Raw genomic sequence first — 13,531 nt, 5'->3', positions numbered from 1 at the left:
GGATAGACACCCAGAGCCAGGCCGTCGTTCAGCACAAACACCCGCCAATTGCTTTGAACTAAGCGCGTCCCAGAGCGATCCCTGTTAACGCGCACCGTTGACGCGAACCCGATGGAACCGTGCATCCAGGGCTGCCTGCCAGCCCCTGAGCGACGAACGATAAGGAGCCGACGTGACCGATACCCCCTACCCTCTGTACCGCAGCACGCCCGGGCCGCTGCATGGCATGCTGCTGGGCGGCACCGTGGCGTTGTTCCTGGGCGCCTTGCTCAGTGACATCGCCTACTTCAAGACCTTCCTGATCCAGTGGAGCAACTTCGCCTCCTGGCTGATTGCCGGCGGCATGCTGTTGTGCGGGCTGACGTTGCTGTTTGCCCTGGTCAACCTGATCCGCGCCAGGCCAAGGTCCGGCCGGCCGACGGTGTATTTCCTGCTGCTGCTGGTCACCTGGGCGCTGGGCTGGATCAACGCATTCGAACACGCCAAGGACGCCTGGGCGGTGATGCCCAACGGGCTGATCCTGTCTGTCGTCGTGACCCTGCTGGCCTGTGTATCGGCCTGGACCGGCTTCACCAACCTTCGTGCAGGAGACGCCCGATGAGACCGACCTACGCACTGAGCGCGCTGGCCATGGCGCTGCTGTTGAGCGCTTGCGGAGGCGAGAAGGATACGCCTCAGACCCACGGCCCCGACCCGCAGATGCCCCAGGCCGAACGCGGGCTGCTGCCCAGCATGAAGATCGCCGAACCGGTTGCCTGGGGCGACCAGAAACCGAGCGTGCCCGAGGGCTACAGCATTTCGGCCATTGCGAGCGATCTGCTGGTGCCGCGGCAAACGCTGGTCCTGCCCAATGGCGATATTCTGGTCGCCGAAGGCAAAGGCGGCACCGAGGCGCCCAAGCTCAAGCCCAAGGATGTGATCGCCAGCGTGATCAAGGCCCAGGGCAATACCAAGGTCAAGGGTGGTAACCGCCTGACCCTGCTGCGCGATGCCGACGGGGACGGCAAATACGAACTCAAGACCGTGTTCGCCGAAAACCTCAACGCACCGTACGGATTGGCGTTCGCCAACGGCAAGATCTACGTGGCCAACCAGGATGCGCTGGTGAGCTTCGATTACGCCGACGGCCAGACCAAGGCCAGCGGCGCGCCGACCACCCTCACCGAGCTGCCCTCGAAGATCAACCACCACTGGACCAAGTCCCTGGCGGTAAGCCCCGACGGCAGCCAGCTGTATGTGGGCATCGGCTCCAACAGCAACGTCACCGAACGCGGCATGGAGGTCGAACTGGACCGCGCGCAGATCTGGCAGATCGATGCAAGAAGCGGCGCCCACAAACCCTACGCCACCGGTGTTCGCAACCCTACGGCGCTGAAGATACAGCCCGGGACCGGCACCCTGTGGGCCGTGGCCAACGAGCGGGATGAACTGGGGCCGGATCTGGTGCCCGATTACCTGACCTCGGTGCGTGAAGGCGGTTTCTACGGCTGGCCCTACAGCTACTGGGGCCAGCATGTCGACACCCGTGCCCAGCCGCAGGATCCGGCCAAGGTCGCCTCGGCGATCAAGCCCGATTACAGCCTGGGCTCACACGTCGCGGCGCTTGGCCTGGATTTCTCGATCCCGGCCATGGGCGAGAAGTTCGCGGACGGGGTGTTCGTCGGCGAGCACGGCAGTTGGAACCGCGACAACCCGGTGGGCTACAAAGTGGTATTCGTACCCTTCAGCAACGGCCACGCCAGTGGTGAGCCGGTGGACTTCGCGACCGGCTTTCGCGGCACCGACGGCAAGACTCGAGGCCGCCCGGTGGGCGTCACGGTCGACCCCAAGGGCGCCCTCATCATCGCGGACGACCTTTCCAACACCGTCTGGCGCGTGACGCGCAACAAGTGAGGTGCAACCGGGCGGTAGGTGCATGCACCGCCCGGTTGAAGGTTTAGCATTGGGTATCGTTCATCAACTTTCGCACACCGAGGCCGAATGAGTTTCATTCTTTGCATGACGGTACTCGGTGTCCTGCTGATGCTGCTGGCACTGACATCTTCGTACTTGCGCTGGCTGCCGGTCACCACCTCTGCGGTGTGCCTGGCCTTTGGCGCAGGGATAGGCCCCTGGGGGCTGGCGCTGGTCGAACTGGACATCCACGACGCCCGGCACTGGCTGGAACGCCTCACCGAAGTGGCGGTGCTGTTTTCGCTGTTCAATACCGGGATCAAACTGCGCCTGCCGCTCAATCGCAAGGCCTGGCACTCGGCGTATCTGCTGGCGGTGCCGGTCATGCTCGCCAGTATTGTCGGGGTGGCCCTGGTCGCCCATTACCTGCTCGATGTGCCGTGGGCCATTGCGCTGCTGCTGGGGGCGATGCTGTCGCCCACCGATCCGGTGCTGGCCGGCATGGTGCAGGTCAACCATGCTCAGGACTTCGACCGCGTGCGTTTTGGCCTGTCGGGTGAGGCCGGGCTCAACGACGGGACGGCCTTTCCGTTCGTGATCTTTGCGCTGCTCTGCGTCAGCCACGGCGCCGGGGATTTTTCCTGGGTGCAGGGCTGGCTGCTGAAGAACATCCTCTGGGGCGTGCCGGTCGGGCTGTTGATCGGCTATGGCCTGGGCCGTGGCGTGGGGCACCTGATGATCTACCTGCGCATCCGCAATGCCGACAGCACCACCTCGCCCAACGATTTTCTGGCCCTTGCGCTGATTGCCATGGCCTATGTCGTCGCCCAGGGTCTGGGGGCCTTCGGTTTTCTCTCGGTGTTCGCTGCGGGCCTGGGGCTGCGCCATGCCGAGGTGCGAACCACCGGCTCCGACGTTCCCGCCGAACAGGTGGCCCGGCCCGTGCTGGGTCACATGGACAGCGAACCCCAGGCCGGCACGGTCACCCGCCACGACGAACTGAGCCAGTCGCAACTGGCCGCCGGGGTGATGATGGGCGACATGCTGGCGTTCGGCAGCCTGGTGGAACGGGCCATGGAAGTGTTGCTGATCACCCTGCTAGGCGCGGTGGTGGCGTCCTATTGGGACTGGCATGCGGTGGGGTTGGGGCTCGCGCTGTTCTGTGTGATCCGCCCACTGAGCGTCTGGCTGATCATCCGGGGCAGCCTGCTGACACGGCCGCAAAAGGCGCTGGTGGGCTGGTTCGGCATCCGCGGCATCGGCACTCTGTTCTACCTGTGTTACGCGTTGGCACACGGCTTGCCGGAGGAAAGCGTCAAAACCACCGTCAGCCTGACGTTATCGGTAGTGGCATTGAGCATCCTTTTGCATGGCATCAGCATCCAGCCGCTGCTGGAGCGCTATGAGCGCAGCATGACCAAAGCCCCGCGCTAGACGCCTGCCGGGCAGGCGATAGACAGCGTCGATCAGCCCATCAGAACTAGCGATTTGCACAAGCTGCAAATGCTGCGATGATCGTCACAAGGCTCTGTACGAAAAGTTTTGAGACGAAGGTAAGGCAAGGCGAAAACAGCCGAGGAACGGCCGGGGTCGCGCCCGACTTTACGGGTTGTAAATGAGCATTCCGAGGCTGTTTTCAACGCAGCATGACCGAGTATCAAGACTTTTCGTACAGAGCCTAGCCCAAGCCACGCAGCACTCTCGAGCACACCATGTCGGATCGAGTCCTCATAGACGGCTATTCACGCAAAGTCGATTACGTTCGCCTCTCGGTGACTGATCGCTGCGATTTTCGCTGCGTGTACTGCATGGCCGAGGACATGACCTTCCTGCCCCGCCAGCAGGTGCTGTCGCTGGAAGAGATCCAGCAGATCGCCGAGCGCTTCGTGGCACTGGGCACCAAGAAGATTCGCCTGACCGGCGGCGAGCCCCTGGTGCGCGCGGGGATCGTCGGCCTGTGCAAGAACATCGCCGCCCTGCCCGGCCTGCGCGAGCTGTGCATGACCACCAACGGCTCGCAGCTGGAAAAACTTGCGGCGCCCCTGTTCGAGGCCGGTCTCAAGCGCCTGAACATCAGCCTGGACAGCCTTGATCCCGTGCGTTTCAAGGAATTGACCCGCACCGGTGACCTGAGCAAGGTCATTGCCGGTATCGATGCGGCCAATGCTGCCGGGTTCACCCACACCAAGCTCAACTGCGTGGTGATGCAGGGCCGTAACGACCACGAGATCAACGACCTGGTGGCCTTCGCCATCGATCGCGGCCTGGACATCACCTTCATCGAAGAAATGCCGCTGGGTGTCATCAGCGAACACAGCCGCGCCGAGTCGTTTTTCTCCAGCGATCAGGTGCGCGAGCGCATCGCCGAACGCTACACGCTCATCAATTCGACCGAATCGACCCAGGGCCCGTCGCGCTACTGGCGCCTGGCCGAAGCCCCGGACATCCGCATCGGCTTCATCTCGCCCCACAGCCATAACTTCTGCGCCACCTGCAACCGCGTCCGCGTCACCGTGGAAGGACGGCTGCTGCTGTGCCTGGGGAACGAGCACTCCGCCGACCTCAAAGCCGTCCTGCGCGCCAACCCCGGCCAACCGCAGAAGCTTGAAAACGCAATCATCCAGGCCATGAAGCTGAAACCGTACAAGCACAATTTCGAGATCAACGACGATGTGCAGGTGGTGCGGTTCATGAACATGACCGGCGGCTGAATCCCGCAGCCTCCACCCGCTTCAAAATCGCTCCCGCGGGCAAGCCCGGCTGCTACGGGGGCGTGGATGTTACCGAGATGGGTGGTCAACCGCGTACCGTAGCAGCACGGCTTGCCGGCGGGGGCGTCTTCGAAATCGCCGACGCCGGCAAGCGGAGCGCCGCCCGGCCGTGCTGCTACGGTTTGTTGATCCTGGTATCACCCCAACAACTGACTCACCACCGCCCGCAACTTGCCAGGTTTCACCGGTTTGTTGAGCAGCGGCGCGTTGAGTTTCTGCAATGAGCGGCGGCACAGGTCGGTGCGGTCGGCGGTGATCATCACGCAGGGAATTTCGCAGGCAAAATGCTTGCGGATATGGGCCACCACGTCGCAGCCCAACACCCCGTGGTCCAGATGAAAGTCGAACAGGATCAGCTCCGGTGCACGGCCCTGCAGGACGCTGTAGCACGATGCCTTGTCCGTGGCGGTCAGGACCTCGCAGCCCCACTGCCCCAGTAACGCCGCCATGCTTTCCAGGATGCTGGTTTCATTGTCGAGCACCAGCAAGCGCCGCCCCGGCAAGGGGTTGCCTGCGCCTGGCAACTGCTGCACCGCGACGCTGATCGGCGCTGGCATCTCTTCGGAAAGTGGCACGTCGATGGCGAACACCGAGCCCACGCCAGGTTGCGAGCGAACCAGAATCGGACTGCCAAGAATCCGCCCGATGCGTTCGACGATTGCCAGCCCCAACCCGACGCCCTTGCGATCGGCCGCACGCCCGACGTCCAGCTGGTTGAACTCCAGAAAGATCGACCCCAGCCGGTCGGCGGCAATCCCCCTGCCGGTATCCCACACCTCGATCCGCAACCGGTCCCCGCGCTTGCGCGCCGCCAGCAGGATGCTGCCATGGTCAGTGTAGCGACAGGCGTTGCTGAGAAAGTTGCGCAAGATGCGCGTCAGCAGGCGCAGGTCGGTGCGCACGGCGAACTGGCCGATGCGAGCGCGCAACGTCAACCCGGCCGCCGAGGCCACCGATTCGAATTCCGACACCAGCGGCGCCAGCACCTCGTCCAGCCGGTACAGGTCGATATCAGGCTGTACCGCAGCGCGGTCCAGCTTGGAGATGTCCAGCAGGTCGGTGAGCAGATCCTCCGCGCCCTCCAGTGCCTGATGCGTACGCTCCACCAGCAGGTGCTCGGCGCCGGGCAGGGTCCGCTCGCGCAGTGTGGCGATCAGCAGCCGCGCGGCATTCAACGGCTGCAACAGGTCATGGCTGGCCGCCGCGAGGTATTTGTCCTTGCTGCGGTTGGCTGCTTCGGCGGCATCCCGAGCCTCGCGCAGGTCGCGTTCGATGCGCTCGCGCCGGGCGATCTGTTTCTGCAGCTTGCGGTTGGTTTCCAGCAGCTCATCGGTGCGCGCTGCGACGCGCAATTCCAGCTGGTCGTTGAGTTCCTGCAAGCGCTGCTGGGCCTGCTTGCGCTCGGTGATGTCGGCGACGAAGCCTTCGAACAGGCCGTCTTCGTCAGGCTTGAGCAGCAGGTTCATCAGCACCTCGACGTAAGTGCCGTCCTTGCGCCGCAGGCGCGTTTCGTAACCTTGCAGGCTACGCTCGCGTTGCAGGACATGGGCGATTGCGTTCAGCTCGACCTGGGCCCCGATGAACAGCGTGCCAGCCAAGTCATGCAGGAACAGCAGCATTTCCTGCTCGTCGCGGTAGCCGAGCATGCGCGCCAGTGCCGGGTTGGCCGCGCGCAAGCCTTCGTGCAGGCTGGCCTGGAAGATGCCGTGCACGGCATGGTCGAACAACCACTTATAACGGTTGCGCTCGGTTTCAAGCTCACCGAGGCGCAGGGTCAGCTCGGGGTAATGGCTTTTGCGCGTCGAATGGTTGCCCAGCCCGAGCAACGCATTGAGCGCACCCTGGCCGTCAGAGAGCTTCGCCATACACCACTTCGACGTCCCGCAGGCTGGAAACGCGGGGGTTGGTCAGGATGCACGGATCGTCCATGGCATGGCGCGACAGAAACGGAATGTCACTGGTACGCACGCCTTGCAGGCCCAGGGTTTCATGGAATCCGACCTGGTGCTTCAGCGTAATCAGATGTTCCACCAGGCGCTTGCTGATGGCGGCGTGGCTCAGTCCCCGACAGTCGATGCCCAGGGTTTCGGCGATCACCTTGAAGCGATCCGGCGCCGAGTTGTAGTTGAACGCCACCACGTGCTCGACCAGCACCGCATTGCACAAGCCATGGGGCAGGTCGAGAAAGCCGCCCAGGCTGTGGGACATGGCGTGCACCGCGCCGAGGATCGCGTTGGAGAACGCAAGCCCCGCCTGCATGCTGCCCAGCATGACCTTCTCGCGCAAGGCGATATCCGCCGGGGTGGCGATCATCTGCACCAGGTTGCCGTTGATCAGGCGCATGGCTTCCAGCGCGTGGGGGTCGGTCAGCGGGCCGTGGCCGGTGGACACGAAGGCCTCGATGGCATGCACCAGCGCATCGATGCCGGTACAGGCCGACAGAAACGGGTCCATGCTCAGGGTGGTTTCAGGATCGATCAGCGACACATCGGGCACCACCGCCTTGCTGACGATGGAAAACTTCATGCGCTCCTGCTGATCGGAAATGATCACGAACTGCGAAACGTCCGCGGAGGTGCCTGCGGTGGTCGGGATCAGGATCAGCGGCGGGCTGGGCACACGAATGGTGTCCACGCCTTCGAACTCCAGGATGTTGCGACCGTGGGCCACGGCGATGCCGATGCCCTTGCCGCAATCCATGGGGCTGCCACCGCCCACGGCGACAATCACGTCGCAATGGTGCTCGCGGTACAGCTCGGCGCCGAGCATGACCTCCTCAACCCGGGGGTTGGGCGATACGCCGCTGTAGATCACGTAGTCGATGCCCTGGGCCTGCAGGCTGGCTTCGACATCAGCGACCCAGCCGGCGGCGATCACGCCGGGGTCGCTGACCAGAAGGACCTTGCGCGCACCGAAAGTCTTGGCGTAGTTGCCGACGCTGTGCCGGCTGCCCGCACCAAAGATGATTTCCGGGGACACGAATTTGCGAAGCTGGTTGAGGCTCTGGCTCATATCAGGCGCATTCTTGTTGTTATCAGCGAATGAGCGCCAGCCTAGAGCATCTGCGGGGTAATGCAATAGGACCAATGACTGACGGTGTCGGCTCATGGCAGAGGTCCTGGGGCGAGGGGAAAACCCGGCCAACACGGCGATTGACCGGGAATGCCGATCAGCGGCTGGCGAAGTACATGGTCACTTCAAAACCAATGCGCAAATCGGTGAACGCAGGTTTTTTCCACATGGGCCTTTCCTCTTGTTGGACCGGGTTGATCCGGCAGGTTCATTAGCGCATGGGTGCGCATTTGGGCGAATAGTACTTTGGCACTGATTGGGGTGGGGATTGGTAGCGGGAAGCCTCCACCGCCAAACCTGTAGGAGCGCGCTTGCCCGCGACCGCGCCAGCTCAGCGACTCTTTTGCAACTGATAGATCGCAGTCGCAGGCAAGCGCGCTCCTACAAGGGATCCGGGTGTCCCGAAGCTCACCCCCGAAACCGTAGCAGTCCGGCTTGCCGGCGTCGGCGTCTTCAGAATCGCCCCGCGGGCAAGCCCGGCTGCTACGGGGCGTGGGTGTTACCGAGATGGGGGATCAACCGCGTACCGTAGCAGCACGGCTTGCCGGCGTCGGCGTCTTCAGAATCGCCCCGCGGGCAAGCCCGGCTGCTACGGGGGGTGGGTGTTACCGAGATGGGGGGTCAACCGCGTACCGTAGCAGCACGGCTTGCCGGCGGGGGCGTCCTCGAGAACGATCCCGCCGGCAAGCCGTGCTGCTACGGGGCTTTATTAGCGTTAGCGTTTGGTCACCAATTCCTTGGGCAACTTGAACGTCCAGAGCATGCCGCCCTGGTTGAAGTCCTTGACCCGCTTGGCCACCTCGCCGCCCCACAGCGGCACCGCGCCGCCCCAGCCGGAGAGCACCGAGACGTATTGCTCGCCGTCCATCTCCCAGGTCACGGGTGAGCCCAGCACGCCGGAGCCGGTCTGGAATTCCCAGACTTTCTCCCCGGTCTTGGCGTTGAACGCCTGCAGGAAGCCCTCCGGTGTACCGGTGAACACCAGGTTGCCCTTGGTCGCGAGCACCCCGCCCCACAGCGGCGCATAGTTCTTGTGGCGCCAGACTTCCTTGCCGGTCTTCGGATCGATGGCGCGCAGCACGCCGATGTAGTCCTCGTTCAGCGGCTTGATGGTGAAGCCTGCCCCCAGGAACGCCGCGCCTTTCTTGTAGGCGATGCCTTCGTTCCAGATGTCCATGCCCCACTCGTTGCCCGGCACGTAGAACAGCCCGGTGTCGGGGCTGTAGGCCATCGGCATCCAGTTCTTCGCCCCCAGGAACGCTGGCGCCACGAATGCCGCCGTGCCCTTGGCTTCACCGTCCGGCGCACCCGGACGGCTTTCGTCGATGTAGATCGGCCGGCCGTCCTTGTCCAGGCCCTTGGCCCAAGTGATCTTGTCGGCGAACGGGAAGCCCCGGATAAACTTGCCGTCCTTGCGGTTGAGCACATAGAAGAAGCCGTTGCGGTCGGCGGTGGCGGCGGCCTGCACGGTCTTGCCGTTTTCCTGATAGTCGAAGGAGATCAGCTCGTTGACGCCGTCGAAGTCCCAGCCATCGTGGGGCGTGCTCTGGAAGTGCCACTTGATGGTGCCGTCATCGGGATTGAGCGACAGCCTTGAGGAGGAATACAGGTTGTCCCCCGGGCGCATGTGCGAGTTCCACGGCGAAGGGTTGCCGGTGCCGATCAGGATCTGGTTGTTGCTGGGGTCGTAGTAACCACCCAGCCACGGCGCGGCGCCGCCGGTCTTCCACAGATCGCCCGGCCAGGTCTTGTTCGCCTCGCCGCCCGAGATGCCGTTTTCCACGGCCTGACCGTCCTTGTAGACGTAGCCCATGTTGCCCTCGACCGTCGGCCTAGACCACAGCAGCGTGCCGTTTTTCGGATCGTAGGCCTCGACCTTGCCCACCACGCCGAACTCGCCACCGGCCACGCCGGTAATCAGCTTGCCGTTGACGATCATCGGCGCCGCACTGATCGAATAGCCGGCCTTGTGATCGGCCACCTGCTTGCTCCAGACCACCTTGCCGGTGTCCTTGTTCAGCGCCACGAGCTTGGCGTCCAGGGTGCCGAAATACACGAGGTCGCCGTACAGCGCCACGCCACGGTTGATCACGTCACAGCAGGGACGGATGTCGTCGGGCAGCCGCGCATCGTACTGCCAGAGTTTCTTGCCGGTGCGCGCATCCACGGCGAACACCCGCGAGTAGGAGCCGGTGAGGTACATCACCCCGTCCTTGACCAGCGGCTGCGCCTGCTGGCCGCGCTGTTTTTCCCCGCCGAAGGAGAACGCCCAGACCGGCCGCAGTTCCTTGACGTTCTGCGTGTTGATGATGTCTAGCGGGCTGAAGCGCTGGCCCTGGACGCCCAGGCCGTTGGTGACGATCTGCTCGGGATTCTTGGGATCCTGGAGAATCTCTTCATCGGTCACGGCAGCCATGACGCTGCCAGACGACAGGATGGCGCTGACCAACAGGCCAAGAGCGAAGGAATGGCGACGTGCGGGTTGGATCATGACGGCTGCCTCTGCGGATTATTGTTCTGGTCTTCCCTTCGGGAATGTTTCCCGATCAGGTGGATTGTTCGCCCGCGGGTACAGCCCAACAATTGCCCGCAGTGTGGAGGTTTCTAGTTCTTTGGTAGGGGCAATGGCGATATGCGGGCCTTATCGCCCGTCCACCCGCGCCATGCGCACCCGCTCATACGCCGGGTACAGGTGGCTGACGCTGCGGATCAACTCGTAACGGGTCAGGCTGATGCTGCCAAAACGGTCGGGGATCGGGCTGGCGATCAGCTCGGTCATGTCCTGCCCTTGTACGGCGCCTTCACGCAGCAGAGCGTCCAGCCAGGTCAGGTAGTCGCGGGTCTGTTCGAAGGGGCTCGCATCACTGGCAAGCGGACCGTGCCCCGGCACCAAGAGTTTCCAGGGCAAGGCCTGCAGCCGCTCAAGATCGCCCAACCACACCTGCAATCCCGGGCTGTCCGGCGTAGTGAGCGCACGCTGATAGAACAGCAGGTCACCGGCGAACAGCACGCCGGTCCGCTCATCGAGAATCGCCAGGTCGGAACCGGTATGCCCGGCCAGTGCCAACAACCGCAGCGGATGCCCGCCAATCTCCAGTACGCCGCTTTGCAGCACCTGGGTTGGCAAGACGGTTTCGGTCCCGCGCATCCAGTCGCCGACCATGCGGTACAGATTCTCAGCAAGCGCATCGCCGTGGGCGCGCATCTGCGCGGTGGTCCCGGCCAGGGCGCCGATGGGCACGTCGGCAAACGCCTGGTTGCCCAGCACATGGTCGGGATGATGATGGGTCAGCAGCACCTGGATCACCGGCTTGTCGGTGACCGTCGCAATAGCCTTGCGCAGCGCTTCGCCGTAACGGTGGGAAGGTCCGGTGTCGATCACCACCACACCGCTGTCGGTGATGATGAACCCGGTATTGACGATCTTGCCGCCGTTGCTTCGGGCGAAATTCTCGGTGCTGCCCTCCAGCAGGTAGGTGCCCTCGGCGATCTGCCGGGGTTGCAGCCGATAGTCCATGTCGGCGAAGGCCGTCACCGCCAGCAGCAGGAGCCAGAGCATCAACAGCCCCGCAAGCGTTGGACGCCTCAAGGGATCACCGCACTGAACGGATTGCCGCTGATGTCACGCAGGGACAGCCGCGTCTCGCCCGCCCCTTGAATATCCAGGCTCAGGGTCGGGTTCTCGCTGACCGCCGGGAACAATTGCAGCCTGGCGAGCAGCGTGCCGCTGGCGTCGGTCAGTTGCGCCTGATCCAGATAGAACTCGGGAATGCCGCTGACCATGCCGTTGTCCATCGGGTGCGACACCTGCACCCGTAGACGGCTGTAATCGCCTCGGGGAAACCGCGCCCCGAGCACTTCGCCCAGGTGCTCTTCCCAACCCGGCTGGGTGCGTACCACGCTGGGCGCCGTGCAACCGCCGCCTGCGGCTTCGATGGTGGTCGAGCCGATGTGCCAGATGCCGTCGCGGGTCAGCGCAGCGGCACGCAAGGGTGTCGCCTGTTCGATGCGAATGCGGATCGACAGCCACGGCAGCACCCGATCCAGCGGCTCGAAATCGACAATCTGCGGCAACGGATTAAGCTCCGCCCACGCCAGGATTCGCACCACCTGGCCTTGATAAGCCCGAGCGTCGATCTCGATGGGCACCTGGCGAGCGTCCTCGGCAAACGGCGGCGCCCGCACCAGGACCTTGTCGTCAAACACGTAGGGCTGACCGTCGAGAAATTTCTGCTGGAAGAAACTCCACATCACCGACGGCACTGGATCCTTGCCGGGGTCAATGGCGCAGGCATCGAAGCACACCAGAAGCACCAGCCAGGCCGTGATCCTGCAGCGCTTCACTGGTACATCTCCGGCACTTCATAGCGCATGCCATAGGCGGCATAGATACGCTGCACGCTGCCCTCACGAATCAGCGTCTCCAGCGCCTCCTCCACCGCATAGGCCAACTGGCGGTTGCTCTCATGCACCGCCATGCCGATGTCCCAGGTCTGACGGCCCATGTTCGGGTAGGCATTTTCCGCCAGTTGCCAATGGGCATCGGCGGCCTGGTGCAGTTGCCAGTCGACCTCTCCGCGCATGGCCATCACCGCATCGACCTTGCCCTCGTGCATGGCCGCGAATGCGTCCTGCACGGAGGGAAAGTGATGGGTGCTGTGGGTGAACTGGCCGTTGAAAATCGTCGTCAGGTAGAACGACGGCACGCTGTCGGTTTCCACCCCTACCGGGTGCTCGTTGAACACCGCGACACTGGGCACGGACTCAAGCCGCTGGGTGTCGAACGCCACCTGCCAACGCTCGGTCTGATAGGGCGCGAACATCACCACATGATCATTCTCCAGCTCGCCGACGTCATTGCGCTTCTGGGTGTAATCCTTGTCATAAGGCACGCGCATCATCATGTCCGCCAGTTGCTGGCCGCGCAGCTGGCTGCCGCGCCAGATCAGGTCGCGCAGGTCGCCGTCGAGGTTCTCGCCCGGCGGCGCCCACATCAGCTCCAGCCGCACTCCCAGCGCCTTGGCCAACGCCTGGGCCAGCTCTACGTCCACGCCCCGGTCCTGGCCGTCCACCTGAAAGCTGTAGGGGGCGAAGTTCTGGTACACCGCCACCTTGATGACCCCGGCGGCCATGATGCTGTCGTAGTTGCGAACCTGGGCGCTGGCAGGCTGAAACATCAGGCCCAGCAGGCAGCACAGCACAGCCAACCACCTTGTGAACGCACCCATGGCGATCAGTCCTCGGTGTGCACGCTGTCCAGGTAGGTCCGCACCGCCCACAAGGCTTCCTGACTCAGGTAATCGGCCATTTTCGGCATGTACACCCGGCCGTCCCGCACGGCGCCGTTGCGCACCCGCTCGACGAACCACTCGTCACCGCTGGCGCCGACGTCCAGATGCCGCAGGTCCGGGGCGATGCCGCCGGAAATCGCATCCAGGCCATGACACGCCGCGCAGTTCTGGGTGTAGGCGGACTTGCCGATTTCCAGCGCCTTGTCGTGGTCTTTCGAGTCGCGGTAGGGGTTCTCTGCCCGCCAGTCCTGCCCCAGTTGTTCCAGGCCGTCGGTGGCCACGGCGTGGGGGACGACGTCGCCGTGGGCCTGGACGAGATTACTCAGCAGCAGCCCGCCAATGACCACGGCCCCCAACAGCAACCTGCGTTTGCTGGAACGGGAAGCGACATCAGGCAGGTTCACGGAAATTGTTGTCATTGTTATGTCCTCAAGGTGCACGCAAAAGCCATGCGTCCATCTTAAGAACCGCTGCCACCGCACCGAATGCTGCTTTGGTGGCCGC

12 protein-coding genes are annotated in these 13,531 nt (G+C 63.7%); 4 read left to right on the top strand and 8 right to left on the bottom strand.

Translation table 11 applies throughout. The features are described from left to right. The first annotated feature begins 172 nt into the window (after positions 1 to 172). The 4 genes from NPS29_RS03080 to moaA all read left to right on the top strand — a co-directional run bounded on the left by NPS29_RS03080 (position 173) and on the right by moaA (position 4,604). Positions 173 to 601: a DUF2231 domain-containing protein gene (locus NPS29_RS03080; protein WP_274130644.1), complete on the top strand. Its 429-nt coding sequence runs from the start codon at positions 173 to 175 to the stop codon at positions 599 to 601. Next, complete coding sequence (locus tag NPS29_RS03075) at positions 598 to 1,893, top strand: PQQ-dependent sugar dehydrogenase (RefSeq protein WP_274130642.1); 1,296 nt, start codon at positions 598 to 600, stop codon at positions 1,891 to 1,893. Before NPS29_RS03080 ends, NPS29_RS03075 begins: the two co-directional genes overlap by 4 nt. A gap of 87 nt (positions 1,894 to 1,980) precedes the next feature. Continuing rightward, positions 1,981 to 3,327, top strand: coding sequence for a cation:proton antiporter (locus NPS29_RS03070; RefSeq protein ID WP_274130640.1), 1,347 nt, complete (start codon positions 1,981 to 1,983; stop codon positions 3,325 to 3,327). Positions 3,328 to 3,605: 278 nt separating this feature from the next. Beyond that, positions 3,606 to 4,604: a GTP 3',8-cyclase MoaA gene (moaA, locus tag NPS29_RS03065; RefSeq protein WP_274130638.1), complete on the top strand. Its 999-nt coding sequence runs from the start codon at positions 3,606 to 3,608 to the stop codon at positions 4,602 to 4,604. A gap of 197 nt (positions 4,605 to 4,801) precedes the next feature. On the opposite strand, the gene NPS29_RS03060 is transcribed toward moaA, so the two are convergent. From NPS29_RS03060 to pedF, 8 genes are all read right to left on the bottom strand, one after another. Beyond that, the gene (locus NPS29_RS03060) at positions 4,802 to 6,529 is read right to left on the bottom strand and encodes a PAS domain-containing hybrid sensor histidine kinase/response regulator (protein ID WP_274130636.1); all 1,728 of its coding nucleotides are present in this window, start codon (positions 6,527 to 6,529) and stop codon (positions 4,802 to 4,804) included. Next, positions 6,513 to 7,676: an alcohol dehydrogenase-like regulatory protein ErcA gene (gene ercA, locus NPS29_RS03055; protein WP_274130634.1), complete on the bottom strand. Its 1,164-nt coding sequence runs from the start codon at positions 7,674 to 7,676 to the stop codon at positions 6,513 to 6,515. The genes NPS29_RS03060 and ercA overlap by 17 nt, the downstream gene beginning before the upstream one ends. Before the next feature lie 157 nt (positions 7,677 to 7,833). Beyond that, positions 7,834 to 7,905 carry a pyrroloquinoline quinone precursor peptide PqqA gene (gene pqqA / locus NPS29_RS03050; RefSeq protein ID WP_020289857.1) on the bottom strand — a complete coding sequence of 24 codons (72 nt, stop codon included), beginning with the start codon at positions 7,903 to 7,905 and terminating at the stop codon, positions 7,834 to 7,836. 546 nt (positions 7,906 to 8,451) lie between these two features. Further along, on the bottom strand, positions 8,452 to 10,227 hold the full coding sequence (locus tag NPS29_RS03045; RefSeq protein WP_274130633.1) for a PQQ-dependent methanol/ethanol family dehydrogenase: 1,776 nt from the start codon (positions 10,225 to 10,227) through the stop codon (positions 8,452 to 8,454). A 150-nt stretch (positions 10,228 to 10,377) separates the two neighbouring features. Then, positions 10,378 to 11,295, bottom strand: a complete 918-nt coding sequence (locus NPS29_RS03040) for a quinoprotein relay system zinc metallohydrolase 1 (protein WP_274130632.1) — start codon at positions 11,293 to 11,295, stop codon at positions 10,378 to 10,380. A gap of 26 nt (positions 11,296 to 11,321) precedes the next feature. Beyond that, positions 11,322 to 12,080 (bottom strand): quinoprotein dehydrogenase-associated SoxYZ-like carrier, encoded by a 759-nt coding sequence (locus NPS29_RS03035; protein WP_274130630.1) that lies wholly within the window; start codon positions 12,078 to 12,080, stop codon positions 11,322 to 11,324. Then, entirely contained in the window at positions 12,077 to 12,964 is an 888-nt protein-coding gene (locus NPS29_RS03030; protein WP_425312429.1) for a substrate-binding periplasmic protein, read from the bottom strand. Before NPS29_RS03030 ends, NPS29_RS03035 begins: the two co-directional genes overlap by 4 nt. A gap of 5 nt (positions 12,965 to 12,969) precedes the next feature. Further along, complete coding sequence (gene pedF / locus NPS29_RS03025; RefSeq protein ID WP_274130628.1) at positions 12,970 to 13,446, bottom strand: cytochrome c-550 PedF; 477 nt, start codon at positions 13,444 to 13,446, stop codon at positions 12,970 to 12,972. Positions 13,447 to 13,531 lie beyond the last annotated feature (85 nt).

Source organism: Pseudomonas putida (assembly GCF_028682175.1).
Classification (GTDB): Bacteria; Pseudomonadota; Gammaproteobacteria; order Pseudomonadales; family Pseudomonadaceae; genus Aquipseudomonas; species Aquipseudomonas putida_AD.
The sequence above is the reverse complement of the archived record's forward strand: the minus strand, read 5'-3'. Positions and strand labels throughout refer to the sequence as shown.